At 44.9% G+C, this 24,477-nt stretch carries 19 protein-coding genes and 3 tRNA genes; 21 read left to right on the top strand and 1 reads right to left on the bottom strand.

Features of this window, described 5'->3' with window-relative positions; translation table 11 throughout:
- The first annotated feature begins 31 nt into the window (after positions 1 to 31).
- The 13 genes from rlmD to rpoS all read left to right on the top strand — a co-directional run bounded on the left by rlmD (position 32) and on the right by rpoS (position 14,397).
- Complete coding sequence (gene rlmD, locus OQJ75_RS17945) at positions 32 to 1,351, top strand: 23S rRNA (uracil(1939)-C(5))-methyltransferase RlmD (protein ID WP_265974229.1); 1,320 nt, start codon at positions 32 to 34, stop codon at positions 1,349 to 1,351.
- Between the two features lie 136 nt (positions 1,352 to 1,487).
- The gene (gene relA, locus OQJ75_RS17940; RefSeq protein WP_029223233.1) at positions 1,488 to 3,713 is read left to right on the top strand and encodes a GTP diphosphokinase; all 2,226 of its coding nucleotides are present in this window, start codon (positions 1,488 to 1,490) and stop codon (positions 3,711 to 3,713) included.
- A gap of 234 nt (positions 3,714 to 3,947) precedes the next feature.
- Positions 3,948 to 4,745, top strand: a complete 798-nt coding sequence (gene mazG / locus OQJ75_RS17935) for a nucleoside triphosphate pyrophosphohydrolase (RefSeq protein WP_265974228.1) — start codon at positions 3,948 to 3,950, stop codon at positions 4,743 to 4,745.
- A gap of 150 nt (positions 4,746 to 4,895) precedes the next feature.
- A complete protein-coding gene (locus tag OQJ75_RS17930) occupies positions 4,896 to 6,536 on the top strand; it encodes a CTP synthase (RefSeq protein ID WP_265974227.1) in 1,641 nt (546 codons plus the stop codon).
- A gap of 81 nt (positions 6,537 to 6,617) precedes the next feature.
- Positions 6,618 to 7,916, top strand: a complete 1,299-nt coding sequence (gene eno / locus OQJ75_RS17925) for a phosphopyruvate hydratase (RefSeq protein WP_123311796.1) — start codon at positions 6,618 to 6,620, stop codon at positions 7,914 to 7,916.
- A 471-nt stretch (positions 7,917 to 8,387) separates the two neighbouring features.
- On the top strand, positions 8,388 to 8,669 hold the full coding sequence (ftsB, locus tag OQJ75_RS17920; protein WP_004735394.1) for a cell division protein FtsB: 282 nt from the start codon (positions 8,388 to 8,390) through the stop codon (positions 8,667 to 8,669).
- Entirely contained in the window at positions 8,669 to 9,370 is a 702-nt protein-coding gene (ispD, locus tag OQJ75_RS17915) for a 2-C-methyl-D-erythritol 4-phosphate cytidylyltransferase (protein ID WP_017087209.1), read from the top strand. The genes ftsB and ispD overlap by 1 nt, the downstream gene beginning before the upstream one ends.
- 2 nt (positions 9,371 to 9,372) lie before the next feature.
- A complete protein-coding gene (gene ispF / locus OQJ75_RS17910) occupies positions 9,373 to 9,852 on the top strand; it encodes a 2-C-methyl-D-erythritol 2,4-cyclodiphosphate synthase (protein ID WP_265974226.1) in 480 nt (159 codons plus the stop codon).
- 22 nt (positions 9,853 to 9,874) lie between these two features.
- On the top strand, positions 9,875 to 10,918 hold the full coding sequence (truD, locus tag OQJ75_RS17905) for a tRNA pseudouridine(13) synthase TruD (protein WP_265974225.1): 1,044 nt from the start codon (positions 9,875 to 9,877) through the stop codon (positions 10,916 to 10,918).
- Positions 10,919 to 10,997: 79 nt separating this feature from the next.
- Positions 10,998 to 11,741 (top strand): 5'/3'-nucleotidase SurE, encoded by a 744-nt coding sequence (gene surE / locus OQJ75_RS17900; protein ID WP_248397792.1) that lies wholly within the window; start codon positions 10,998 to 11,000, stop codon positions 11,739 to 11,741.
- The gene (locus OQJ75_RS17895) at positions 11,742 to 12,368 is read left to right on the top strand and encodes a protein-L-isoaspartate(D-aspartate) O-methyltransferase (RefSeq protein WP_065584104.1); all 627 of its coding nucleotides are present in this window, start codon (positions 11,742 to 11,744) and stop codon (positions 12,366 to 12,368) included. It abuts the gene before it with no gap.
- 35 nt (positions 12,369 to 12,403) lie between these two features.
- On the top strand, positions 12,404 to 13,318 hold the full coding sequence (gene nlpD / locus OQJ75_RS17890) for a murein hydrolase activator NlpD (protein WP_248372825.1): 915 nt from the start codon (positions 12,404 to 12,406) through the stop codon (positions 13,316 to 13,318).
- A 98-nt stretch (positions 13,319 to 13,416) separates the two neighbouring features.
- Entirely contained in the window at positions 13,417 to 14,397 is a 981-nt protein-coding gene (rpoS, locus tag OQJ75_RS17885) for an RNA polymerase sigma factor RpoS (protein WP_029223238.1), read from the top strand.
- 139 nt (positions 14,398 to 14,536) lie between these two features.
- Here the strand turns inward: rpoS and mutS are convergent, their stop codons facing one another.
- Positions 14,537 to 17,098 carry a DNA mismatch repair protein MutS gene (gene mutS, locus OQJ75_RS17880; protein WP_265974224.1) on the bottom strand — a complete coding sequence of 854 codons (2,562 nt, stop codon included), beginning with the start codon at positions 17,096 to 17,098 and terminating at the stop codon, positions 14,537 to 14,539.
- A gap of 123 nt (positions 17,099 to 17,221) precedes the next feature.
- Between mutS and OQJ75_RS17875 the strand changes: the two genes are divergently transcribed.
- The 8 genes from OQJ75_RS17875 to OQJ75_RS17840 all read left to right on the top strand — a co-directional run bounded on the left by OQJ75_RS17875 (position 17,222) and on the right by OQJ75_RS17840 (position 24,338).
- A complete protein-coding gene (locus OQJ75_RS17875; RefSeq protein ID WP_265974223.1) occupies positions 17,222 to 17,716 on the top strand; it encodes a CinA family protein in 495 nt (164 codons plus the stop codon).
- Positions 17,717 to 17,855: 139 nt separating this feature from the next.
- Positions 17,856 to 18,896, top strand: coding sequence for a recombinase RecA (recA, locus tag OQJ75_RS17870; RefSeq protein ID WP_017056586.1), 1,041 nt, complete (start codon positions 17,856 to 17,858; stop codon positions 18,894 to 18,896).
- A 333-nt stretch (positions 18,897 to 19,229) separates the two neighbouring features.
- Positions 19,230 to 21,812, top strand: coding sequence for an alanine--tRNA ligase (gene alaS, locus OQJ75_RS17865; protein WP_265974222.1), 2,583 nt, complete (start codon positions 19,230 to 19,232; stop codon positions 21,810 to 21,812).
- Between the two features lie 220 nt (positions 21,813 to 22,032).
- Entirely contained in the window at positions 22,033 to 23,214 is a 1,182-nt protein-coding gene (locus OQJ75_RS17860) for an aspartate kinase (protein WP_265974221.1), read from the top strand.
- Positions 23,215 to 23,306: 92 nt separating this feature from the next.
- Complete coding sequence (csrA, locus tag OQJ75_RS17855) at positions 23,307 to 23,504, top strand: carbon storage regulator CsrA (protein WP_004415691.1); 198 nt, start codon at positions 23,307 to 23,309, stop codon at positions 23,502 to 23,504.
- A gap of 477 nt (positions 23,505 to 23,981) precedes the next feature.
- A tRNA-Ser gene (locus OQJ75_RS17850) sits at positions 23,982 to 24,074 on the top strand.
- A 46-nt stretch (positions 24,075 to 24,120) separates the two neighbouring features.
- Positions 24,121 to 24,197, top strand: a tRNA-Arg gene (locus tag OQJ75_RS17845).
- A gap of 48 nt (positions 24,198 to 24,245) precedes the next feature.
- Positions 24,246 to 24,338: transfer RNA gene (locus tag OQJ75_RS17840), tRNA-Ser, on the top strand.
- Positions 24,339 to 24,477: the final 139 nt, after the last annotated feature.

The raw sequence follows: 24,477 nt of genomic DNA, 5'->3' as shown, positions 1-24,477 counted from the left end.
TACTTATTAAAAGATACATTAGGCACAAGCAATGGCACGTTTTTTCCAACCAAAAAAGAAAACTCAACTCGAGACCAAGCATCAATCGGTTTTGGTTGAACGAATGGATCACAATGGCGCTGGCATCGCTTATCAAAAGAATAAACCGGTTTTCATTGATGGCGCATTGCCCGGTGAGCAGGTGGTTATTCAACTTACTGAGAGTAAAAGTAAGTTTTCGCGAGCTAAGCTCATCAAGTTATTGAAGCCGAGCGAGCAGCGTTTAAAGCCGTTTTGTAAGCACTTTAATCAGTGTGGCGGCTGTCACCTTCAACACCTTGGTTACTCTTCTCAGGTTGAGCATAAATCGCAATCTCTGACCCACCTGATGAGCCAATACCAAACGGTTAACACTGAAGTTGCACAGCCTATTGTCGGTGATGAAACCGGTTATCGACGTCGCGCACGTATCAGCCTATTTGTTGATAAAAAGACACAGCAACTTCAGTTCGGTTTCCGTAAGAAACAGAGCAAGCAGATTGAAAACATCACCGACTGTGCCGTGCTTGATCCTCGCCTTAATGTATTGCTGCCAAAACTGAAAAATTTACTGAACACTTTCAACAGCCTTACGTCTTTAGGGCACGTTGAATTGGTGTTGGGCGATACTGGCCCTGTAATGGTGCTACGTCACCTTAAGCCTTTGGTTGAAAAAGATGAACAAGCGCTGATTGCGTTAGCAAAAGAAGAAGGCGTTACGCTGTACTCGATGCCCGAAACTGATAAGTTGGTTCGCTTAGTCGGCGATGCACCTTCTTATAGCGAAACTGGCGTGACGTTACCGTTTGAGCCAAACCACTTTATCCAAGTAAACCAGAAAGTGAATCAGCAGATGGTGACTCAAGCGATTGAGTGGCTAGAACCTCAAGCGAATGAACGAGTGCTAGACCTGTTTTGTGGTCTAGGTAACTTCAGTCTGCCTATCGCGCAACAATCAGCGTTTGTGGTTGGTGTGGAAGGCGTTGATGAAATGGTCCAGCAAGCCACATCTAATGCAGAGTTAAACCAGTTAAGCAATACGGAATTTTACCAAGCTAATCTGGAAGAAGACTTATCTTCACAGCCTTGGGCAAAAGAGAAATTCGATAAAGTATTGCTTGACCCGGCACGTGCGGGAGCGAGTGGGATCGTTGATCAAATTTCAGCGTTAGGAGCGAAGCGTGTGGTTTATGTTTCGTGTAATCCTGCTACTCTAGCTAGAGATTCTGAGAGCTTAGAAAAACAAGGTTATCAATTAGCTAAGCTGGGTATGTTGGACATGTTCCCACACACCAGCCATCTCGAATCGATGGCTCTCTTTATCAAGGCTTAGAGGCCCTTAAACAAGGCTTGAAAATGAATCACAAAGGCGCAGGAAAGCCTGTGCTGATATCAATATGGTCGAACTAACTTGGAATCAGTTAGTCATATTGAATTTGGGTATAAAACATAATAACTAGGAAGGCATGATGGTTGCGGTACGAAGCGCACATTTAAACCCAAGCGAACAGTTTGAGCTAGATAATTGGATTGCGTCACTGAATCAAGACGCAAAAACCTCGAATAAACTGACCAAAGTTTATCGTCACTGTGAAGAGCTATTAAAAGATCACGAGCAAGGCGAGCTCCTGCTTTGGCGTGGTCGCGAGATGATCGAAATCTTGGTCACCTTGTCTATGGATCGTGCAACGTTAGTAGCGGCGCAACTCTTCCCAGTCGTATCAAGCGGTGTTTTTGAGCGCGAAGCGTTTGAAGAAAGTTACGGAAAGGAAACCGTAAAGCTGATTGATGGCGTGGAAGAAATGGCGGCTTTGGGCCAGCTAAATGTGACCCTTGAAGGCAGTGCTGCCTCGGGTCAAGTCGATAATGTCCGACGAATGCTATTGGCAATGGTGGATGATTTCCGCTGCGTAGTCATCAAACTAGCAGAGCGAATTTGTAACCTTATAGAAGTAAAAAAGGCCCCTGATGCTGTGCGCCGTGCGGCAGCAAAAGAGTGTGCCAACATCTACGCGCCTCTAGCAAACCGTCTCGGTATTGGTCAGCTAAAGTGGGAAATTGAAGATTACGCTTTCCGCTACCAACAACCCGATACCTATAAGCAGATTGCTAAACAGCTGTCTGAGCGCCGTATCGTGCGCGAACAATACATCACTGACTTTGTCGACGATCTCACATCAGAAATGAACCGTTCAAGCATCAATGCTGAAGTCAGCGGTCGACCAAAACACATCTACAGTATTTGGCGAAAAATGCAGAAAAAAGGCTTAGAGTTTGATGAGCTTTTTGACGTGCGTGCGGTGCGTATTATCGCAGACCAGCTGCAAGATTGTTATGCCGGCTTAGGTGTGGTTCACACCAAATATAAACACCTACCCAGTGAGTTTGATGACTACGTGGCGAATCCAAAGCCGAATGGTTATCAGTCGATTCATACCGTAGTTCTTGGCCCTGAAGGCAAGACCATTGAAATTCAGATTCGTACTAAGCAGATGCATGAAGATTCTGAATTGGGCGTTGCTGCACACTGGAAATACAAAGAAGGTGCATCTAGCGGCGTACGCAGTGGCTACGATGAGAAAATTACCTGGTTGCGTAAGCTTATCGATTGGCAAGAAGAGATGTCGGACTCTGGCGAAATGCTGGATGAAGTTCGAAGCCAAGTCTTTGATGACCGTGTCTATGCCTTTACACCACGCGGTGATGTGGTCGATTTACCAATGGGTGCAACACCGTTGGATTTTGCTTACCACATCCACTCGATGGTTGGACATCGCTGTATCGGTGCCAAAGTCGCAGGTCGAATCGTTCCGTTTACTCATAAGTTGGCGATGGGCGATCAGGTTGAAATCATCACTCAAAAAGAGCCGAATCCATCACGTGATTGGCTAAATCCGACCACAGGCTTTGTTCATTCAAGCCGAGCTCGAGCAAAAATTAACGCTTGGTTCCGTGCTCAGAGTCGTGAGAAAAACCTCGAAGCGGGGCGAGACATCCTAGAAGTCGAGTTAGGCAGAGTCGGAGCGACGCTCAAAGACGCCGAGCAATACGCGCTGAAACGATTTAACGTCAACACTCCAGATGAATTGTATGCGGGTATTGGTAGCGGCGATTTGCGTATCAACCAAGTCGTTAATCACATCAATGCTTTGGTCAACAAACCAACGGCGGAAGAAGAAGACAAGAAAGCGCTCGAGAAGTTGCTTGAGTCTGACAATAAGCCTGCGCATCAGAGCCGTCCGAAAAAGGATGCTGTCGTTGTTGAAGGTGTCGATAACCTAATGACCCACTTGGCTCGTTGTTGTCAGCCTATCCCTGGCGATGTGATCAAAGGTTACATTACTCAAGGGCGTGGTATCTCAGTACACCGCAGCGATTGCGAACAGTTAAGTGAACTTAACCTACATGCACCCGAACGTATCATAGATACTGTGTGGGGCGATGGTTTTGTAGGCTCGTATATCTTAACGCTGCGTGTAGAGGCGCTAGAACGTACCGGCTTGTTGAAAGACATCACATCCTTGTTCTTGAACGAAAAAGTCAGTGTGACGACAATGAAGAGCCGTATTGACTATAAACGTCAGCTGTCGGTGATGGATTTCGATTTGGAAGTGACCAATATTGAAATCCTGAGTCGAGTGACCAGCCGTGTCGAGCAAATCAAAGATGTTATGAGTGTCAAAAGACTAGGCTAAAATTCTCGTCATACTTGAAGCTGATGGCGTTGTTGCCTGCGCGCACTCGCTCAATCACATAGACAAGCTATGCCCAGGAGTCTCGCTTGCTTGTCGCCTAGCCACAGTTTCAATTATTTAGAGAATTAGACAGTATCAACAAAGGTGAGTAGTTTTGGCTACTCACCTTTTTTAGTTTTAGTTTTAGTGAAGTTTTAAATTTAAAAATCAAAGACAGTGAATAGGAAGAAAACAATGAATCACCCGATTGAACAACTTGAACAGATCATGACTAAGCTGCGCGATCCAGAAGGTGGCTGTCCTTGGGATTTAAAACAAAATTTTGAAACAATTGTCCCGCATACTATCGAAGAGACTTACGAGGTGGTGGACGCGATTCACAACAAAGACTGGCCGAACCTACAAGAAGAGTTGGGCGACCTGTTGTTTCAAGTGATTTTCTATAGTCAATTAGCAAAAGAGCAGGGCTTGTTTGAGTTCTCTGATGTGGTTGATGGCATCAATGAGAAGCTAACACGACGTCACCCACATGTGTTCTCTGATACTGAGTTTGCCAGTGATGAAGAAATCAATGCCAACTGGGAAGCGGAAAAAGCCAAAGAAAAAGCACAAGCAGGCAAAACTCAAGAAAGTATTCTAGACTCAATACCAAACTCTCTACCTGCACTTTCGCGTGCTACAAAGATTCAAAAACAGGTCGCGAAATTTGGCTTTGATTGGGACTCGATTGGCTCAGTCGCTGATAAGGTTTTAGAGGAAGTTGACGAGGTGCTGGAAGAGGCGCTTCAAGTCACACCTAACGAAGATTTGGTTGAAGAAGAGTTAGGTGATTTGCTGTTTGCGACGGTCAATTTGGTGCGACATTTAGGTAAAAATCCAGAAACGGCGCTGAACAAAGCCAATCTGAAGTTTTCACGTCGCTTTAAAGGGGTGGAACAAAAAGTTCGTCAGCAAGATAAAAATTTGACCGATTTTTCACTACAACAGCTTGATTCCATGTGGGATGAAGTCAAGGTGGCGGAGAAAAGATAACCAAAGCTTTTATCATGAATTGATTTGAAGCAAAAAATAAAAAATAGCAGTGTGATAGATTTCACGTTGTGGCGATAAGGGGCTTCTGGTATATTTTCATCCCGTCCAGAAGTAGTCCATTTCCCTCATTCAACCAATTTCAGGTTAAACATGACGACAAATTACATTTTTGTTACTGGCGGGGTTGTATCCTCTCTAGGTAAAGGTATTGCTGCAGCATCTCTTGCGGCTATTTTAGAAGCTCGTGGTCTTAAAGTGACTATGATGAAGCTTGACCCTTACATCAACGTTGATCCAGGCACTATGAGCCCGACTCAGCACGGTGAAGTGTTCGTTACGGAAGATGGCGCTGAAACAGACCTTGACCTTGGTCACTATGAGCGATTCATTCGCACCAAGATGACTAAGCGTAACAATTTCACTGCAGGTCGTGTTTACTCAGACGTACTCGCTAAAGAGCGTCGCGGTGATTACCTAGGTGCAACTATTCAGGTTATCCCACACATCACTAACTCTATTAAAGAGCGTGTGATTTCTGGCGCAGCTGGCCACGATATCGCGCTTGTTGAAGTTGGTGGTACGGTTGGTGATATCGAATCTCTACCATTCATGGAAGCGATTCGTCAGCTAGCAGTAGAACTAGGCCGTGAACGCGCAATGTTCATGCACCTTACTCTAGTGCCATACCTAGCAGCTGCGGGCGAAGTAAAAACTAAGCCAACGCAACACTCTGTAAAAGAGCTACTGTCTATTGGTATTCAGCCAGACATCCTAGTTTGTCGTTCAGACCGCAACATTCCTTCGAACGAGCGTAAGAAAATTGCTCTGTTCTGTAATGTGCAAGAAAATGCAGTTATTTCTATGCGCGATGTTGACTCTATCTACAAGATCCCTCAGCTTATTAAAGCTCAAGGCACTGATGAACTTGTATGTAAGCGTTTCGGCATCACAGCTCCAGAAGCAGATCTGTCTGAATGGGAACAAGTAATTTACGAAGAAGCTAACCCAACGGGTGAAGTGACGATTGGTATGGTTGGTAAGTACATTGAACTACCTGACGCATACAAATCAGTAAATGAAGCGTTAAAACACGCGGGCTTGAAAAACCGCCTAAGCGTTAATATTAAATATGTAGACTCACAAGACGTTGAGTCTCGTGGCGTAGAAATTTTAGAAGGCCTAGATGCAATTCTAGTTCCTGGTGGCTTTGGTGATCGTGGTGTTGAAGGTAAGATTCTTGCTGCTCAATACGCTCGTGAAAACAAAGTACCGTACTTGGGTATCTGTCTAGGTATGCAAGTAGCACTTATCGAGTACGCTCGTAACGTTGCGAAAATGGAAGGGGCACACTCTTCTGAATTCTGTACTGAAACTAAGTACCCAGTTGTTGGTCTTATCACTGAGTGGACTGATGGCGAAGGTAAAGTTGAAGAGCGTACAGAAAAATCTGACCTTGGCGGCACAATGCGTCTTGGTTCACAGCTTTGTCACCTAGCGAAAGGGACTAAAGCTTACGAATTATACGGTAGCGCGACGATCCATGAACGTCACCGTCACCGTTACGAAGTGAACAACAATCTTCGTCCACAAATCGAAAAAGCGGGCCTAAAAGTATCGGGTCTATCTGCGGACAAGAAACTGGTTGAAGTTATTGAGAACCCGAATCACCCATGGTTCGTTGCTGCTCAATTCCACCCAGAGTTCACTTCAACACCTCGCGATGGTCACCCATTGTTTGCAGGTTTCGTTAAAGCGGCTGGCGAGTTCCAGCGCGGCGAGTTAGAGAAGTAAAAAGGAATACAGGTAGCTGCGTAAGTTGTGCTGCTACCTTTAAATTTGACATTTATATATTCAACGAGAAGGAAACATTCAATGTCTAAGATCGTTAAAGTTCTAGGTCGTGAAATCATCGATTCACGTGGTAACCCAACTGTAGAAGCTGAAGTACACCTAGAAGGCGGTTTCGTAGGTATGGCTGCTGCTCCATCTGGCGCATCTACTGGTTCTCGCGAAGCTCTTGAGCTGCGTGACGGCGACAAATCACGTTTCCTAGGTAAAGGTGTTCTTAAAGCTATTGAAGCTGTAAACGGCCCAATCGCTGAAGCTCTAGTTGGTACTGACGCTAAAGCACAAGCTGACGTTGACCAAATCATGCTTGACCTAGACGGTACTGATAACAAGTCTAAGTTCGGCGCGAACGCTATCCTAGCTGTATCTCTAGCTAACGCAAAAGCTGCTGCTGCTGCGAAAGGCATGCCTCTATACGAGCACATCGCTGAGCTAAACGGTACTGCTGGTCAGTTCTCTATGCCTCTACCAATGATGAACATCATCAACGGTGGTGAGCACGCAGATAACAACGTTGACATCCAAGAGTTCATGATCCAACCAGTTGGCGCTAAAACTCTTAAAGAAGGTCTACGTATCGGCGCTGAAGTATTCCACAACCTAGCTAAAGTTCTTAAGTCTAAAGGCTACAGCACTGCAGTTGGTGATGAAGGTGGTTTCGCTCCTAACCTTAAGTCTAACGCTGAAGCTCTAGAAGTTATCGCAGAAGCTGTTGCAGCTGCTGGTTACGAACTAGGTAAAGACGTTACTCTTGCTATGGACTGTGCAGCATCTGAGTTCTTCGACAAAGAAGCTGGCATCTACAACATGAAGGGCGAAGGTAAAACTTTCACTTCTGAAGAGTTCAACCACTACCTAGCTGAGCTAGCGAACAACTTCCCAATCGTTTCTATCGAAGACGGTCTTGACGAGTCAGATTGGGATGGCTTCAAGCACCAAACTGAACTTCTAGGCGACAAGCTTCAAATCGTTGGTGATGATCTGTTCGTTACAAATACTAAGATTCTTGCTGAAGGTATCGAGAAAGGCGTAGCTAACTCTATCCTTATCAAGTTCAACCAAATCGGTTCTCTAACAGAGACTCTAGCTGCTATCAAGATGGCTAAAGACGCTGGCTACACTGCAGTAATCTCTCACCGTTCTGGCGAAACTGAAGATGCAACTATCGCTGATCTAGCGGTAGGTACAGCTGCAGGTCAAATCAAAACTGGTTCTATGAGCCGTTCTGACCGTGTTGCTAAGTACAACCAACTTATCCGTATCGAAGAAGCTCTAGGTTCTAAAGCTCCTTTCAACGGTCTTAAAGAAGTTAAAGGTCAATAATCTCTCTGGTTTTTAAACCAAAGGAATTGTTAATCTAAGCTTTGAATGCCTCGCTTATGCGGGGTATTTTTTTGCCTTTAGAAAAGTGAGATGAAGAACCTCTAGGTTCCAAAGCTCTCTTTTTGATACCCAAACCCCCTCATTCCCTAGACTGACGTAGGAAGGCATAGGGAATCTCCTGTTTACGTTAACCGCCATAGATTCCCAATTCAGTCGTTCCTCCTTCTTGAGGATGACGAGAGCATGTGTCGTGGGTAAGGTGCGTTGTCTTCTTTTGTTTGTATTTTTTATAGAATCGGTCATTCTTCAGACCGACAGAGGAGGGCGTCGGGAATCTCATCACAGGTTTCGAACAACAATAATTCTCCGACTTATTGATTCCCTGACTCCACATATCTCGCACCAATAAGCGCATTATGGTATATATGTGCCTTATTCTAGTTCCTTCTTTTTCAACCGGCGAAAGGTGTTATGCGAATTTTTGCTTTAGTACTGCTCATAGTGTTTGGCTGGCTACAACACACACTGTGGCTCGGTAAAAATGGTATTTCTGATTACTACGGTGTGAACAACGAAATCCAAGTTCAACAGCAAGTAAATGAAAAGCTTCATCTTCGCAATGCTGAGATGTTTGCAGAAATCGACGATCTACGCCAAGGCTTAGACGCGATAGAAGAGCGCGCTCGTCATGAACTTGGGATGGTGAAAGAAGGCGAAACGTTTTATCGTATTATTGGTGAGGAATCTCATTAATGTCGAACCAACTTCAAAGCGTTATTGCAGTGGTCCCCGCTGCGGGCGTCGGCAGCCGAATGAAGGCAGACCGTCCCAAGCAATATCTTCAAATTCACGGTAAAACGATTTTAGAGCACACGGTTGAGAAACTGTTGTCTCATCCGCAGGTGTCTAAAATCGTGGTAGCGGTCAGCGATGATGACCCTTATTACCCTGAATTACCGCTTAACCTTAATCCACAGGTGATCAGAGTGTCCGGCGGAACGGAACGAGCTGACTCGGTACTTTCTGCTCTGGATTATATTACCCAACAGCAACTCAGTGATTGGGTGATGGTGCATGATGCCGCTAGGCCTTGTATCCAATTGAGCGATATCGACAAACTGATCTCTGGGGCCATGACCCATGATGTGGGCGCAATTTTAGCAGCGCCGGTTCGCGATACAATGAAGCGTGGTGCTCAAGGACAAATTGAACACACGGTCGATCGCGTCGATCTTTGGCATGCGCTTACCCCTCAGATGTTTCGATCTAAGCCTTTACGGAAAGTCTTGAGTGAGGCCTTGCAACAAGGCGTTTCGATTACCGATGAGGCCTCTGCGTTTGAGTGGAAAGGTTTATCACCAGCATTGATTGCTGGGCGTTCAGATAATTTTAAGATTACTCAGCCTGAAGATTTGGCTTTGGCTGAGTTCTATTTAAGTCAGAATAAGGAATAATGATGATTCGTATTGGCCATGGCTTTGATGTACACAAATTTGGTGGTGAAGGCCCGGTAATTATTGGTGGCGTTAGCATTCCTTACGAGCAAGGGCTTATCGCACACTCAGACGGTGATGTTGCCCTTCATGCGTTATGTGACGCTTTGCTGGGTGCGATTGCTGCGGGTGATATTGGTCGTCATTTCCCAGATACAGATGATGAGTGGAAAGGCGCAGATAGTCGTGAATTGCTTAAAGATGTGTACCGTCGAGTAAAAGAGCAAGGTTATGTGATTGGTAATGCGGATATTACTATCATGGCGCAAGCGCCTAAAATGGCGCCTCATATAGACTCTATGTGCCACGCTATCGCACAAGATTTAGAAACCAGCATTAGCAATGTGAATGTAAAAGCGACGACAACTGAGCGTTTAGGTTTTACAGGTCGCAAAGAGGGCATCGCATGTGAAGCGGTGGTCCTAATTACTAAAAGTGCGTAAGCACCAACACGAAAAGAACAGCATGTCAGATATTTTATCTTCATTGGCTTATCTAAACGGTAAACCAACTGCGAAAGCAAAACTAAAAGCAAAAGCCGAACACTTTGTCGTTAATGAAGACTTAGGTTTTGAGTTTACTGGTGAAGGCGAGCATTTAATGGTTCGTATTCGTAAAACTGGTGAAAATACGAGCTTCGTAGCAAATGAGCTGGCTAAAGCCTGCGGTGTTAAGTCGAAGGACGTGAGCTGGGCTGGTTTGAAAGACCGTCACGCGGTTACCGAGCAGTGGTTAAGCGTGCACTTACCAAAGGGTGAACCTGACTTTTCTGCTTTTCTCGCGCAATACCCAAGCATTGAGATCTTGGCGACAGCACGCCACAACAAAAAGTTACGTCCAGGCGATTTAATTGGCAACCAATTTGAGCTGACTTTGTCTGAAGTAACAGACAGTGATGATGTGGTAAAGCGTTTAGAAAAAGTCGCTCAAGTAGGCGTGCCAAATTACTTCGGAGCTCAGCGCTTTGGTAATGAAGGTAACAACTTATCTGAAGCTCGTCGTTGGGGTCGTGAAAACGTTCGTACGCGTAATCAGAATAAGCGCAGCTTGTATCTTTCTGCCGCTCGTTCTTGGATCTACAATTTAATTCTTTCTGACCGTATTGAGCAAGATGCGTTTGCGTCGGCACTGATTGGCGATATTGTCGTGAAAGACGGCGCTCAATTAGCGGTAACAGCGGATAACATCGAAGCGGTAAACCAAGACATCGCGAACGGCTCTGCGTTTATTACTGTTGCTTTAGCTGGAGATAATGCGTTACCGACGACGAATGCATCTCAAGCTTTAGAGCAGCAACACCTCGATGCTGAACCGGATCTAATGGCTCTGATCTGTGGCAACCGTATGCGGCATGATCGTCGTGAAGCTTCGTTGAAGCCGATGGGTTTAGCTTGGGAAGTGAACGAAGACAATGTCACGCTTAAGTTCTCTCTCGATACGGGTTGTTTCGCAACCGCTATTGTTCGTGAATTGGTTGAAGAAGTTCACGTAGAGAGAAGCTACGAGTAATAACGATTCTGCTTGGAGCGAAGTCACTTGATATCGGAAATTAAGTGACTTGGCATTGGTACAAAAGAAAGGATACAAGATGAAGATTTTACTCAGCAACGATGATGGTGTGCACGCTCAAGGTATTCATGAGCTAGCCAATGAATTACGTGATCTTGCTGAAATTATCATTGTTGCACCTGACCGTAATCGCTCGGGCGCTTCAAATTCATTAACTTTAGAACAGCCTTTACGTGTTCAAGAAATTGCCGAAAATACCTATTCAGTACAAGGAACACCAACAGACTGTGTGCATTTTGCGTTAAATGAACTGCTAAAGAATGACATGCCTGATCTGGTATTAACGGGAATTAATCACGGTGCTAACCTTGGTGACGATGTGCTTTATTCGGGTACAGTCGCAGCCGCAATGGAAGGGCACTTTTTAGGTGTTCAGTCAGTGGCGTTTTCTCTGGTTGGAAAAAAACATTTTAAGACAGCGGCGACTATAGCTCGTCGTATTGTCGAACAACATTTAGCAAATCCAATCCCAACCAATCGTTTATTAAACATTAATGTTCCTGACTTAGCATTGGAGCAACTGTCTGGTACTCAAGTGACGCGCTTAGGGGCTCGTCATCATGCTGAAGACATGATTAAGCAGAAAGATCCTCGTGGGCATGACATCTATTGGCTTGGTCCTCCGGGAAAAGAACAAGATGCTGGCGAAGGTACGGACTTTTATGCGATAGAGCATGGTTTTGTATCGGTAACACCACTACAGGTTGATTTAACGGCGCATGAGTCGTTGGGTACGATGGCGACATGGTTAGGAGAGAAGTAAGTGAGTAATCCACAAGCAGAGCGCTTAGTTACTTTTCTGATTGAAAATGGCATTCAAGATCAGAAAGTGCTTGATGCGATTTACCAATTGCCAAGAGAGAGTTTTTTGTCACAGGCCATGTATCATCAAGCTTATGATAATAATGCGCTGCCTATCGGACAAGGGCAGACGATCTCTCAGCCGTACATCGTTGCTAAAATGACAGAGTTACTTGAGCTACAACAAGATAGCCGCGTTTTGGAAATTGGCACGGGTTCTGGTTATCAAACTGCTGTATTAGCTCAGTTGGTTGATCATGTGTATTCGGTTGAACGAATAAAGTCTCTACAATGGGATGCTAAACGTAGGTTGAAGCAACTCGATTTCTACAATATTTCAACCAAACATGGTGATGGTTGGCAAGGGTGGTCTTCAAAAGCCCCTTTTGATGCGATTATTGTCACCGCAGCTGCAGAGTCGATTCCTCAAGCGCTTCTGCAACAACTAAAAGATGGCGGCCGTTTACTGATTCCAGTCGGTGATGACGAACAGCAACTATTGAAGATCGTTCGACACGGCGATGAGTTTTTATCGAGTGTTATCGAGATGGTGAGATTTGTACCTCTTGTTCCTGGTGAACTAGCTTAATAACAAGACTAATGGTGTAGGTGGGTAGAGAGTCGATGCGTTCGAAGTTGTTAAAAGTAAGTACTTTGCTGCTTAGCTGTGCCCTTGTTGGGTGTGCAGCGAATTCGCCTGCACCAGTTTCAAGTTTAAATAAAAAATACTCCTCGATTGATCGTGGCAGCTATCGCGGTAGTTACTACGAAGTGAAAAAAGGCGACACCCTTTATTTCATCGCTTATGTGACTAATAAAGACGTGAATGACCTAGTCAGCTACAACAAGTTGTCTGCCCCATATACGATCCACCCAGGGCAGAAGCTTAAGTTGTGGCGTCCTAGCTATAATGCGCCAGCGTATGGTAAATCAACAGTAGCGGCAGCAGCAGTTGCTGCGCCTGTCGCGGCATCCACAACGTCATCTGCAGCAAGTAAACCTAAAACGACACCTGAACCGAGCAAAAACTCTAAACCTGCCCCAGTTCAAACTACCACCAAAGTGGTGAAAAAAGATCCACCAAAGAAGGTTGAACAATCCAAATCAAAGGAGTATGTTGGGTCTAAAGGTAAACAGAATGTTACACCGTCCACCAAACCAACAAGTGATAAAGTATCCAAATGGTTATGGCCAACTAAAGGGAGAGTAATCAAGAATTTCTCTGTAGGCGAACAAGGAAATAAAGGCATAGACATAGCAGGACAGCGAGGTCAGCCAATAGTATCTACTGCAGGGGGAACGGTTGTTTATTCGGGTAATGCATTACGAGGCTACGGCAATCTAGTGATTGTGAAGCATAATGATAATTACTTAAGTGCATACGCGCATAACGACCGACTATTAGTATCTGAAGGGCAAAGTGTGAAACCAGGGCAGAAAATTGCAACAATGGGAAGCTCTGGAGCCAGCAGTGTTATGCTGCACTTTGAGATTCGTTACCAAGGTAAATCAGTTAATCCAAAACGATATTTACCTTAAATACAATATGAATGATTAACGTATTGTATTGAGTGACACAGTCATTTAGCGACATATGAAGTTGTAATGTCATGCTAATTTCGCCAGGGGGAGGCGTTATGAGTATAAGCAATGCAGTAACCAAAGAAGAGTTCGATCTTAACCAAGCAACCACGGAACCGGAAGCTCTTGGAAAAGCAAAACGAACAGTCAAAAAGAAAGCCGAAACGAAAGAAGAGACTGAAGTTACATCTAAAAGTTTAGATGCTACTCAACTCTATCTAGGCGAAATCGGTTTCTCACCACTATTAACCGCTGAAGAAGAAGTGCTTTATGCACGTCGTGCTCTACGCGGTGATGAAGCAGCACGCAAACGCATGATTGAAAGTAACCTGCGTTTGGTGGTGAAAATTTCTCGTCGTTATAGCAACCGTGGCCTTGCACTTCTCGATCTTATTGAAGAAGGCAACCTAGGTTTGATTCGCGCGGTAGAGAAGTTTGACCCAGAGCGTGGCTTCCGCTTCTCAACCTACGCGACATGGTGGATTCGTCAAACCATTGAACGTGCGTTAATGAATCAGACTCGCACTATCCGTTTGCCAATTCATGTTGTGAAAGAGCTGAATATCTACCTACGTACTGCACGAGAGCTATCACAAAAACTTGACCACGAACCAACGGCGGAAGAAATCGCTTCTAAGCTAGATAAACCAGTTGGTGATGTGAGTAAGATGCTTCGTCTAAACGAAAGAGTGAGCTCCGTTGATACGCCGATTGGTGGTGATGGTGAGAAAGCGCTACTGGATATTATTCCGGACATCAACAACTCAGATCCTGAAGTTTCAACTCAAGATAGCGATATCAAGAATTCACTGATTTTCTGGCTTGATGAGCTGAATCCGAAGCAGAAAGAGGTGCTTGCGCGTCGCTTTGGACTACTTGGCTATGAACCGTCAACATTAGAAGAAGTAGGCCGTGAAATCAGCCTGACTCGTGAACGTGTTCGTCAAATCCAAGTTGAAGGTCTTCGTCGTCTACGTGAGATTCTAATCAAGCAAGGCTTGAATATGGAAAATCTGTTCAACGTTGAAAACGACTAATTGAACGGATGATGTTTCTCTAAATAGAAGACAAATAAAAACGCTGACTTTAAGTCAGCGTTTTTTGTTTGTGGCTTTGGTATTCCATGCCGTCTAATCAAAATAATAGTACGGTAATAACAAGCTACTTGGTAAGAGACTAAAGCAGCTTCTTCAAGCGATAAAGTTCTTCTAATGCTTGGCGAGGGGTTAGATCATCAGGATCAACATTCGCTAGTGCTTGCTCCACTTCACTCGGTTCAGGGATCAGGCTAAGTTGGTTCGCGATATCGACACCACTTGGCTTTGATGTCGGAGACTCAATACTTAACGCTTCTAGTTGAGTCAGCTTCGCACGTGCGTTTTTGATCACCGCTTTAGGTACGCCAGCCAATCCAGCAACCGCAAGACCGTAAGATTTACTTGCTGCACCTTCTTGAACTGCGTGCATAAAGGCAATGCTGTCGCCGTGTTCAACCGCGTCCAAGTGCACATTTGCCAATGTTGGCAGTTGGTTCGGCAGTTCAGTTAGCTCAAAGTAGTGCGTTGCAAATAGCGTCATCGCATTGATTTGATTGGCGAGCCATTCAGCACTTGCCCAAGCCAGAGATAGACCATCGTAAGTACTGGTACCGCGACCAATTTCATCCATTAACACAAGGCTATTTGGTGTTGCGTTGTGCAGAATATTCGCGGTTTCGGTCATCTCAACCATGAAGGTTGAACGACCCGAAGCCAAATCATCGGATGCGCCAATACGAGTAAAGATACGGTCGATAGAACCAATCGTCGCGCTTTCTGCTGGAACATAACAACCGATATGAGCCATCAGCGCAATAAGGGCTGTTTGACGCATGTAGGTCGACTTACCACCCATGTTTGGACCTGTGATGATCAGCATCTTACGTTGATCATTGAGGTCGATAGGGTTCGCAATAAACGGTTCGTCCATTACTTGTTCAACAACGGGGTGACGGCCCGCCTGAATTTGAACACCAGCAGACTCTGTCATAGTTGGACGACAGTAATCAAGGGTGTCTGCACGTTCAGCTAAGTTTTGTAGAACATCCAGCTGAGATATTGAAGAAGCGATGTTTTGTAGTCGCTCTAGATAAGGCAGTAACAAATCAAACAACTCATCCCACAACTTTTTCTCGATAGCTAGGGCTTTCGATTTAGAGCTGAGAACTTTGTCTTCGTGCTCTTTTAGCTCAGGAATAATGTAGCGTTCTGCATTTTTCAGCGTTTGACGACGAACATAGTGTGGTGGCACAAGATGGCTTTGTCCGCGGCTTACTTGAATGAAGAAACCGTGTACGTTGTTGTAGCCAACTTTAAGCGTGTCGATGCCATGACGTTCGCGCTCTTCTTGCTCAAGTTTATCAAGAAATTCGGTTGCACCCGCTGCAAGGTCGCGCCATTCGTCTAACTCGGCATTGTAGCCTTCTGCAATCACACCACCATCGCGGATCACCACCGGTGGGTTTTCTTTGATAGCACGCTCAAGCAGTTCTGATACTTCATCCACAGGAGATGCATACTGAGCAAGCTGAGTCAGGTACGGGTGCTTAAGTTGCGTCAGCGTTTCTGCAAGCTCCGGCAAGTATTCCATTGCTTGGCGAAGTCGTGCCATATCGCGAGGACGAGCAGAGCGAAGTGCTAATCGAGCAAGAATACGTTCGATATCACCAATCTGTTTTAAGGTTGGTTGTAGCTCTGTGAATAGAGCTAAATCTTTCATTTCACCAATCGCATCTAGGCGTTGGTCAAGTGCCGAGATATTGCGCATTGGTTGATGTAACCAACGCTTCAGCATACGGCTGCCCATTGCTGTCGCAGTGTGATCAAGCACTTCGGCTAGGGTGTTGTCTGTACCGCCACCAAGATTTTGCGTGATCTCTAGATTGCGTCGAGTCGCAGCATCAAGGATCACTGAGTGATCTTGCTTATCCATTGTAAGTGAACGGATATGTGGAAGAGCGGTACGTTGCGTGTCTTTCACGTATTGGATCAAACAACCAGCCGCACATAAACCTAGTTTTGCGCTTTCAACGCCAAAACCAACTAGGTCACGAGTACCAAATTGTTGGTTGAGTTGTTGCTTCGCTGTATCTAATTCAAATTCCCATACTGGACGACGGCGATTGCCATTACGACTTGCCATCAAATTTACGGGTTCGAAATCTTCAGGGAATAGCAGCTCACGTGGTGACGTTCTTTGTAGCTCCGCCGCCATTGCTTCTTCGTTTTCCGGCTCACATAGCTGGAATCGGCCAGAAGTAATATCAAGCGTCGCGTAGCCAAATTTTCCATTGTGGTGGTAAATGGAGGCAATCAGGTTATCAACGCGCTCAGAAAGCAATGCTTCATCGGTTACGGTGCCGGGTGTCACAATTCTTACGACAGCGCGATCAACCGGGCCCTTTGAAGTTGCTGGATTACCAATCTGCTCACAAATCGCTACGGACTCGCCCAACTGCACTAACTTCGCAAGGTAACCTTCAACCGCATGGTATGGAACACCCGCCATTGGAATCGGCTCACCATTTGATGAACCACGCTTAGTCAGTGAAATATCGAGGAGTTGAGAGGCTTTTTTAGCGTCATCGTAGAAAAGCTCGTAGAAATCGCCCATGCGGTAGAACAGCAGAATTTCTGGATTTTCTGCTTTTAATTTTAGGTACTGCTGCATCATGGGAGTATGTTTTTGATCGGCTTTCACAGTTAACTTCTTTCGTTTATTTCTATTGCGGCTTAGGATACGTGAAAGCGTTTCGTGCGAAAAGCGACACATGCGAAAAGATGCAAATCCAAATGATATACATCTAGATAAGGGAAGCCAAAGATGCAGACGACTCAAGCTCTTAGTGAAAAACTCGGACATTTACTTGCGAAACATAAACATGTCTTAGTGACAGCTGAATCTTGCACTGGCGGTGGCGTTGCTAGCGCGGTAACCGATATTGCGGGCAGCTCTGGGTGGTTTGATCGCGCTTTTGTTACGTACAGCAATGAAGCCAAGCAAGAGATGATCGGTGTACAGCTTAAAACATTAATTGAGTTCGGCGCTGTGAGTGAGCCTGTCGTAATAGAAATGGCGAGCGGGGCATTGCAATATTCAAACGGGACGATCTCTGTATCGATCAGTGGTATTGCTGGGCCAGGTGGCGCGACCGAAGATAAGCCTGTTGGCACAGTGTGCTTCGCGTGGAAAGCTCTAAATGGCTGGGATAAAGTAGAAACGCATGTATTTACAGGCGACAGATCACAAGTACGCCAACAAGCCACGCACCATGCCCTGCAAGTTATTTATGATTACCTATCAATGGAAGGTAAGTAACATTTGTACAAATTATTTTCACACAGGTATGGACACTGTATGAATCAACAGTATAATAAAAGCCAATTAGTCACCCCTATGTGGGTTAGAAATAGATTCTAGATCGCTTGTTGAGACAACCGATTATGTGGAGATAGAAATGGACGAGAATAAACAAAAAGCGTTAGCCGCAGCCCTTGGTCAGATTGAAAAGCAATTTGGTAAAGGTTCGATCATGCGTCTTGGTGATAACCGCACAATGGACGTAGAAACTATTTCTACAGGTTCTCTATCTCTAGATATCGCACTAGGTGCTGGTGGCCTACCGATGGGACGTATCGTAGAAGTTTACGGTCCAGAATCATCAGGTAAAACAACGCTAACGCTTGAGCTTATTGCTGCAGCACAAAAAGTTGGCAAGACGTGTGCTTTCGTTGATGCGGAACACGCACTCGACCCTATCTACGCTCAAAAACTTGGTGTTGATATCGATGCGCTTCTTGTTTCTCAACCAGATACTGGTGAGCAAGCGCTAGAAATCTGTGATGCACTGGCTCGTTCAGGTGCAATCGATGTACTTGTTATTGACTCAGTAGCTGCACTGACACCTAAAGCGGAAATTGAAGGCGAAATGGGCGATAGCCACATGGGTCTTCAAGCTCGTATGCTTTCTCAGGCAATGCGTAAGCTAACAGGTAACCTTAAGCAGTCTAATTGTATGGCTATCTTCATTAACCAAATTCGTATGAAGATTGGTGTGATGTTCGGTAATCCAGAAACAACAACTGGTGGTAATGCGCTTAAGTTCTACGCATCTGTTCGTCTTGATATTCGCCGTACTGGTGCGATTAAAGATGGTGATGAAGTTGTTGGTAACGAAACTCGTATCAAGGTCGTTAAGAACAAGATTGCTGCACCATTCAAACAAGCTGAGACTCAAATCCTTTACGGTAAAGGCTTCAACCGCGAAGGTGAGCTTATCGACTTAGGTGTTAAGAATAAGCTAGTAGAAAAAGCAGGCGCTTGGTACAGCTACAAAGGCGATAAGATCGGCCAAGGTAAAGCTAACGCTGGTAAATACCTACGTGAAAACCCAGAAGTTGCTCTAGAGATCGATACTAAACTTCGTGAGCTGCTACTGACTCCTGCTGTTCTTGAAGAGAAAGACGTAGAGAAAGAAGAAGAAAACGAAGAGCTATAAGCTAACGTTTTATAGAGTGGATGTTTGAAAGAAGTATCCGCTTTGAAAGAACTTAAAGCCTCGCATATTTTATGTGGGGCTTTTTTTATTGGAGCAGCTCCGTCGAGCATGTCTTTGGTCAACTCTCTTTCGTTGACTGAGTTTCTTCGATACTAGGTCGTCAATTTAGTTCTGCTTTTCCACGGCTAGATATAGTGGAATATTCTTCATTTTATCGAATTCCCACTAAAACCCTGCCCAAGGGTGTCTTTTCTACAAGAAAACTAGTCGAAGCCTTAACCATGATCTACAATACGGCAAAATTCTAACTCGACTATTTTCAGGAAGAGCTGCATGTACATGAGCACTGATGAGGTTCGCAACGCGTTCCTTAAGTTCTTTGAGAGCAAAGAACACCAAATCGTAGACAGTTCATCGTTAGTTCCACATAACGATCCAACCCTGCTATTCACTAACGCAGGTATGAACCAATTCAAAGATTGCTTCTTAGGCGCCGAAAAGCGTGCCTACACTCGAGCAACTACGGCTCAGCGTTGTGTACGTGCGGGTGGTAAACACAATGACCTTGAAAACGTAGGTTTCACGGCTCGTCACCACACGTTCTTCGAAATGCTAGGCAACTTCAGCTTTGGCGACTACTTCAAAGAAGAAGCGATTGGTTTTGCTTGGGAATTCCTGACTGAGACTCTTCAACTGCCAAAAGATCGTCTGCTGGTAACGGTATACGAGACAGATGATGAAGCATTCGATATCTGGAACAAGAAAGTAGGTGTTCCTGCTGACCGTATCGTTCGCATTGGCGACAAAGAAGGCGGTAAACAGTTCGAGTCTGACAACTTCTGGACGATGGGTGACACAGGTCCTTGTGGTCCATGTACTGAAATCTTCTACGATCACGGTGAGCACATCTGGGGTGGCCGTCCTGGTACACCTGAAGAAGATGGTGACCGTTTCATCGAGATCTGGAACAACGTATTCATGCAGTTCAACCGTCACGCTGACGGTACAATGGAACCGCTACCTAAGCCTGCTGTAGATACAGGTATGGGTATTGAGCGTATTTCTGCAATCATGCAGGGCGTTCACTCTAACTACGAAATTGATGTATTCCAAAAGCTAATCAAAGCGACAGCGGAAGTTGTGGGTCATGACGATCTATCTAACCAATCGCTACGCGTTATTGCTGACCACATCCGTTCTTGTTCATTCCTAATCGCTGACGGTGTTATGCCTTCAAACGAAGGTCGTGGTTACGTTCTACGTCGTATTATTCGTCGTGCAGTTCGTCACGGTAACAAGCTTGGCGCACAAGGCGTGTTCTTCCACAAACTGGTGGGTGTACTGGCTGAAGTGATGGGCTCTGCGGCAGATGAACTTAAGAAACAGCAAGAGCTTGTTGAAAAAGTACTTCGCATTGAAGAAGAGAACTTTGGTCGTACTCTAGAGCGCGGCATGGTTATTCTTAATGACGCACTAGATGCACTTGAAGGCAAAGAGCTTGACGGCGAAACAGTTTTCAAACTTTACGATACATACGGCTTCCCAGCAGACCTTACTAACGATGTAGCTCGTGAACGCGACTTTACTATCGATGAAGAAGGCTTTGAGAAGGCGATGGAAGCACAGCGTAAGCGTGCACGTGAAGCTGGCCAATTCGGCACGGATTACAACGCGACAATCAAAGTAGACACCAACACTGAGTTCTGTGGTTACACAGCAACTGAAGGTGCAGGTGAAATCTCTGCGCTATTTGTTGACGGCGAAGAAGTATCTTCACTATCGGCTGGCGACAAAGCAATCATCATCCTTGAAGAGACACCATTCTACGCTGAGTCAGGCGGTCAATGTGGTGACGCTGGTACGCTAAAAACAGCATCTGGTCTATTCAAAGTACAAGACACTCAGAAGCTAGGTAACGCATTTGCTCACCACGGTGAGCTAGTTGAAGGTGTATTTGCTCAAGGCGATAAAGTAGAAGCAACGGTTGACGCTGAGCGTCGTGCTGCTATCTCACTAAACCACTCTGCAACTCACTTACTTCACTCTGCACTGCGCGAAGTTCTAGGTGAGCACGTTGCACAAAAAGGTTCTTTAGTTAAGCCAGACAACCTACGTTTTGACTTTTCTAACCTTGAAGCGGTAACACCGGCACAGATTAAAGAAGTAGAGCGTTTGGTTAACGTACAAGTTCGTAAGAACCACGTGATTGAAACCAACATCATGGACATCGAGTCAGCGAAAGAAAAAGGTGCAATGGCACTGTTTGGCGAGAAGTACGATGATGAAGTTCGCGTTCTATCTATGGGCGATTTCTCGACTGAACTTTGTGGTGGTATCCACGCAAGCAACACGGGTGATATCGGCCTATTCAAGATCACTTCTGAAGGTGGTATTGCTGCGGGTATTCGTCGTATTGAAGCGGTAACGGGTGAAGCTGCTCTAGATGCAGTAGAAGCTCAGGCTAACGCTTACGTAGAGAAGCTTGCTGAATCAGCTAAGAAAGCGAAATCTCTAGAGAAAGAAATCCAACTACTTAAAGAAAAGATGGCTGCTGCAGAAAGCGCAAACATCATGGGCAAAGTAGAAGACATCTCTGGTACTAAAGTTTTGGTTGCTGCAATTGAAGGTGCAGACAACAAGAACCTACGTACCATGGTAGATAACGCTAAAAACCAAGTAGGTAGCGGCATCATTCTGATCGCAAACATAGCAGACGGTAAAGTTGGCTTGATTGCTGGTGTAACCAAAGACCTTATCGGCAAAGTAAAAGCGGGTGACCTCGTTAAGATGGTTGCTGAGCAAATTGGCGGTAAAGGTGGCGGTCGCCCAGACATGGCTCAAGCGGGTGGTACAGACGTTGAAGCACTACCTGAAGCGCTTAAATCAGTACGTACTTGGCTAGAAGAGCGTCTTTAAGCTTAAGTAATTGATACAAAGATGCCCAATCAACTGATTGGGCATCTTTTATTTTGCCTATTGGAAGAACGTCTGAAAAAGATTTGATTGAGATTAACCAAGAAGTCTAATGGTAACGTTAGACTCCTTGGTTAATTTTTTATTGCTTCGCCATGACGCGGAGTATGTGTTTTTTTGTCATATATAGACATTGGTCTTGGGAAGGTGAGGAAGGGTGAAAATGCCTCTTATCGTACAGAAATTTGGTGGAACGTCGGTGGGTTCAATAGAACGCATCCATCATGTAGCAGAAAAAATCATTGAAGCGAAAAATGAAGGGAACCAGATCCTGGTTGTCGTTTCTGCTATGTCAGGTGAAACAAATCGGTTAGTTAACTTAGCCTCACAAATTGATAGCGTACCAAACGCTAGAGAACTGGATGTGCTGTTAACGGCTGGAGAACAAGTTTCCATGGCTTTGTTAGCGATGACGTTGCACAAGTTGGGTTATGAAGCGACATCGATGACTGGCTATCAAGCCAAGATACACACCGATTCTAATCATAATAATGCGACGATTGAACGTATTGATACCGCTCCTATTAAAGCGTTGTTAGATGATGACCAGATTGTCATTGTTGCAGGTTTTCAAGGCGTTAATGCGAAGGGTGATATCACAACCTTAGGGCGAGGTGGCTCAGACACCACGGCCGTTGCATTAGCAGGCGCGCTTCAAGCCAAAGAGTGTCAGATCTATACCGACGTTGATGGCGTATATTCCTGCGACCCTAGAGTGGTTAAGCAATCTAAAAAATTAGATACTTTAGACTTTCCCTCTATGGAAGAAATGGCTCGCAGAGGCGCGAAAGTTTTGCATCTTCCATGTGTTCAGCATGCGTGGCGACACAATGTACCACTGAGAGTGCTTTCGAGTTTTGAAGAAGGCGAGGGAACTCTCATCGCGGGTAATGATTGTTTGAATGATATTGCTGGTATAGCTATTCAAAGAGATATGGTTCGCATCGAGTGTTTGAATCAAGATTTACCGTCTCTCATGTCGCATTGTCAGTTGTTAGGGATCGAAGTCTGTAGTGTGATCGAGGAAACAGAACGGGCAGCGCTCATTATCAAACCGGACATAAGTGCTAAATTAAAACTAGTTTTTGCTGAAAAAATCCGTAATAGTGAATATGTTAGTTTGTTAACTGTGGTAGGAAGCCGAACGCAAGAAATTGTGGTCAGTTCACATGGATTGTTGTCTGAAGGCGAAATTGATGTACAACATCACTTATTGCAGCAGCAGTCTTTAACTTTGGTGATATCACCAACGCAAGTCGATATAGCTGCTAACATATTACACAATGCATACATCGTAGCGCGTGAAACACAGGGTTATCTTAAAAAAGAAGTGCATTTTGGTTAAATAAACTCAATCGATAGTTTACGAAAATATAACTTTTGTTGGATAATGCTCTCGTAGCTAGATAAATTTAGAGATTACTCAAGGAGCAAAGAATGCTAATTTTGACTCGCCGTGTTGGCGAAACACTGATGATTGGTGATGAAGTAACAGTTACTGTACTAGGTGTTAAAGGTAACCAAGTACGTATTGGTGTTAATGCACCTAAAGAAGTGTCTGTTCACCGTGAAGAGATCTACATGCGCATTCAAGCTGAAAAAGGTAATGGTAACGTTGCATCTGGCAACTACTAATACTTTTGCGTAGAAGAGGGGCTAGCATTGTTGCTAGCCTTTTTTGATCTTGGGGTATACATAATCACAACTTAGCAACTGGTTGATTCACTAGCTGGCTTAGTTCTAGATGCTGAATGGAATGCTTTATATCGAAAAGTCACGCCACTAGAGTTAACTCTTATTGAAGCATCATGATATTTGTTTGCCATAGTTCAAGTTTTACTTACTTACCCTATGGCGAAAGACAGCATCCCGTAGTATGGTGCAAACAGCAGTTGCACTTACTGCGAGATAAATTAGATAATTGTTTTTCGCTGTTTATTATTGCCAATCTTTCACCTTAATTTTTAAGGAAAAAAGCGCTAATTGGATGTTATAAGTTCAATTTGCAAGCGCTTTGATTAAATTGCAAACGGTTGGATGTTTTTGTCCGGTTTTTTTTAATAAAGTGTTTGACATATTTTCGGTAAAACGTAATATGTGCCTCCGCAAGACGGTGAGGTGGCCGAGAGGCCGAAGGCGCTCCCCTGCTAAGGGAGTATGTGGTTTATAGCCGCATCGAGGGTTCGAATCCCTCCCTCACCGCCATTTCTTGCACGTTTGAATTTGCAAGCAAACACAGAAGTAACAATGTGCGCCCTTAGCTCAGCTGGATAGAGTACCTGGCTACGAACCAGGCGGTCGGAGGTTCGAATCCTCCAGGGCGCACCATTCTTTAGATTACTTTGTTAAGAAGTAATGGATAAGAATAATGAATTAGGTGAGGTGGCCGAGTGGCCGAAGGCGCTCCCCTGCTAAGGGAGTATGTGGTTTGTAGCCGCATCGAGGGTTCGAATCCCTCCCTCACCGCCATTCATTACAGGCCTATGGCCTTTTTTTTGTTTCGTAGAAACAAGAATGTGATATATTTCACAACTTCTTCACTTGAAGATACCGTGCGCCCTTAGCTCAGCTGGATAGAGTACCTGGCTACGAACCAGGCGGTCGGAGG

Source organism: Vibrio sp. 14G-20, from assembly GCF_026241515.1.
Lineage (GTDB): Bacteria > Pseudomonadota > Gammaproteobacteria > Enterobacterales > Vibrionaceae > Vibrio.
Note: the sequence above shows the minus strand (reverse complement) of the source record. Positions and strands in the feature narration are given on the sequence as shown.

Excerpts from the sequence above, each read along its gene's own strand:
- rlmD (WP_265974229.1), top strand. The coding sequence starts at position 32 with ATGGCACGTTTTTTCCAACCAAAAAAGAAAACTCAACTCGAGACCAAG.
- relA (WP_029223233.1), top strand. The coding sequence starts at position 1,488 with ATGGTTGCGGTACGAAGCGCACATTTAAACCCAAGCGAACAGTTTGAG.
- mazG (WP_265974228.1), top strand. The coding sequence starts at position 3,948 with ATGAATCACCCGATTGAACAACTTGAACAGATCATGACTAAGCTGCGC.
- OQJ75_RS17930 (WP_265974227.1), top strand. The coding sequence starts at position 4,896 with ATGACGACAAATTACATTTTTGTTACTGGCGGGGTTGTATCCTCTCTA.
- eno (WP_123311796.1), top strand. The coding sequence starts at position 6,618 with ATGTCTAAGATCGTTAAAGTTCTAGGTCGTGAAATCATCGATTCACGT.
- ftsB (WP_004735394.1), top strand. The coding sequence starts at position 8,388 with ATGCGAATTTTTGCTTTAGTACTGCTCATAGTGTTTGGCTGGCTACAA.
- ispD (WP_017087209.1), top strand. The coding sequence starts at position 8,669 with ATGTCGAACCAACTTCAAAGCGTTATTGCAGTGGTCCCCGCTGCGGGC.
- ispF (WP_265974226.1), top strand. The coding sequence starts at position 9,373 with ATGATTCGTATTGGCCATGGCTTTGATGTACACAAATTTGGTGGTGAA.
- truD (WP_265974225.1), top strand. The coding sequence starts at position 9,875 with ATGTCAGATATTTTATCTTCATTGGCTTATCTAAACGGTAAACCAACT.
- surE (WP_248397792.1), top strand. The coding sequence starts at position 10,998 with ATGAAGATTTTACTCAGCAACGATGATGGTGTGCACGCTCAAGGTATT.
- nlpD (WP_248372825.1), top strand. The coding sequence starts at position 12,404 with ATGCGTTCGAAGTTGTTAAAAGTAAGTACTTTGCTGCTTAGCTGTGCC.
- rpoS (WP_029223238.1), top strand. The coding sequence starts at position 13,417 with ATGAGTATAAGCAATGCAGTAACCAAAGAAGAGTTCGATCTTAACCAA.
- OQJ75_RS17875 (WP_265974223.1), top strand. The coding sequence starts at position 17,222 with ATGCAGACGACTCAAGCTCTTAGTGAAAAACTCGGACATTTACTTGCG.
- recA (WP_017056586.1), top strand. The coding sequence starts at position 17,856 with ATGGACGAGAATAAACAAAAAGCGTTAGCCGCAGCCCTTGGTCAGATT.
- alaS (WP_265974222.1), top strand. The coding sequence starts at position 19,230 with ATGTACATGAGCACTGATGAGGTTCGCAACGCGTTCCTTAAGTTCTTT.
- OQJ75_RS17860 (WP_265974221.1), top strand. The coding sequence starts at position 22,033 with ATGCCTCTTATCGTACAGAAATTTGGTGGAACGTCGGTGGGTTCAATA.
- csrA (WP_004415691.1), top strand. The coding sequence starts at position 23,307 with ATGCTAATTTTGACTCGCCGTGTTGGCGAAACACTGATGATTGGTGAT.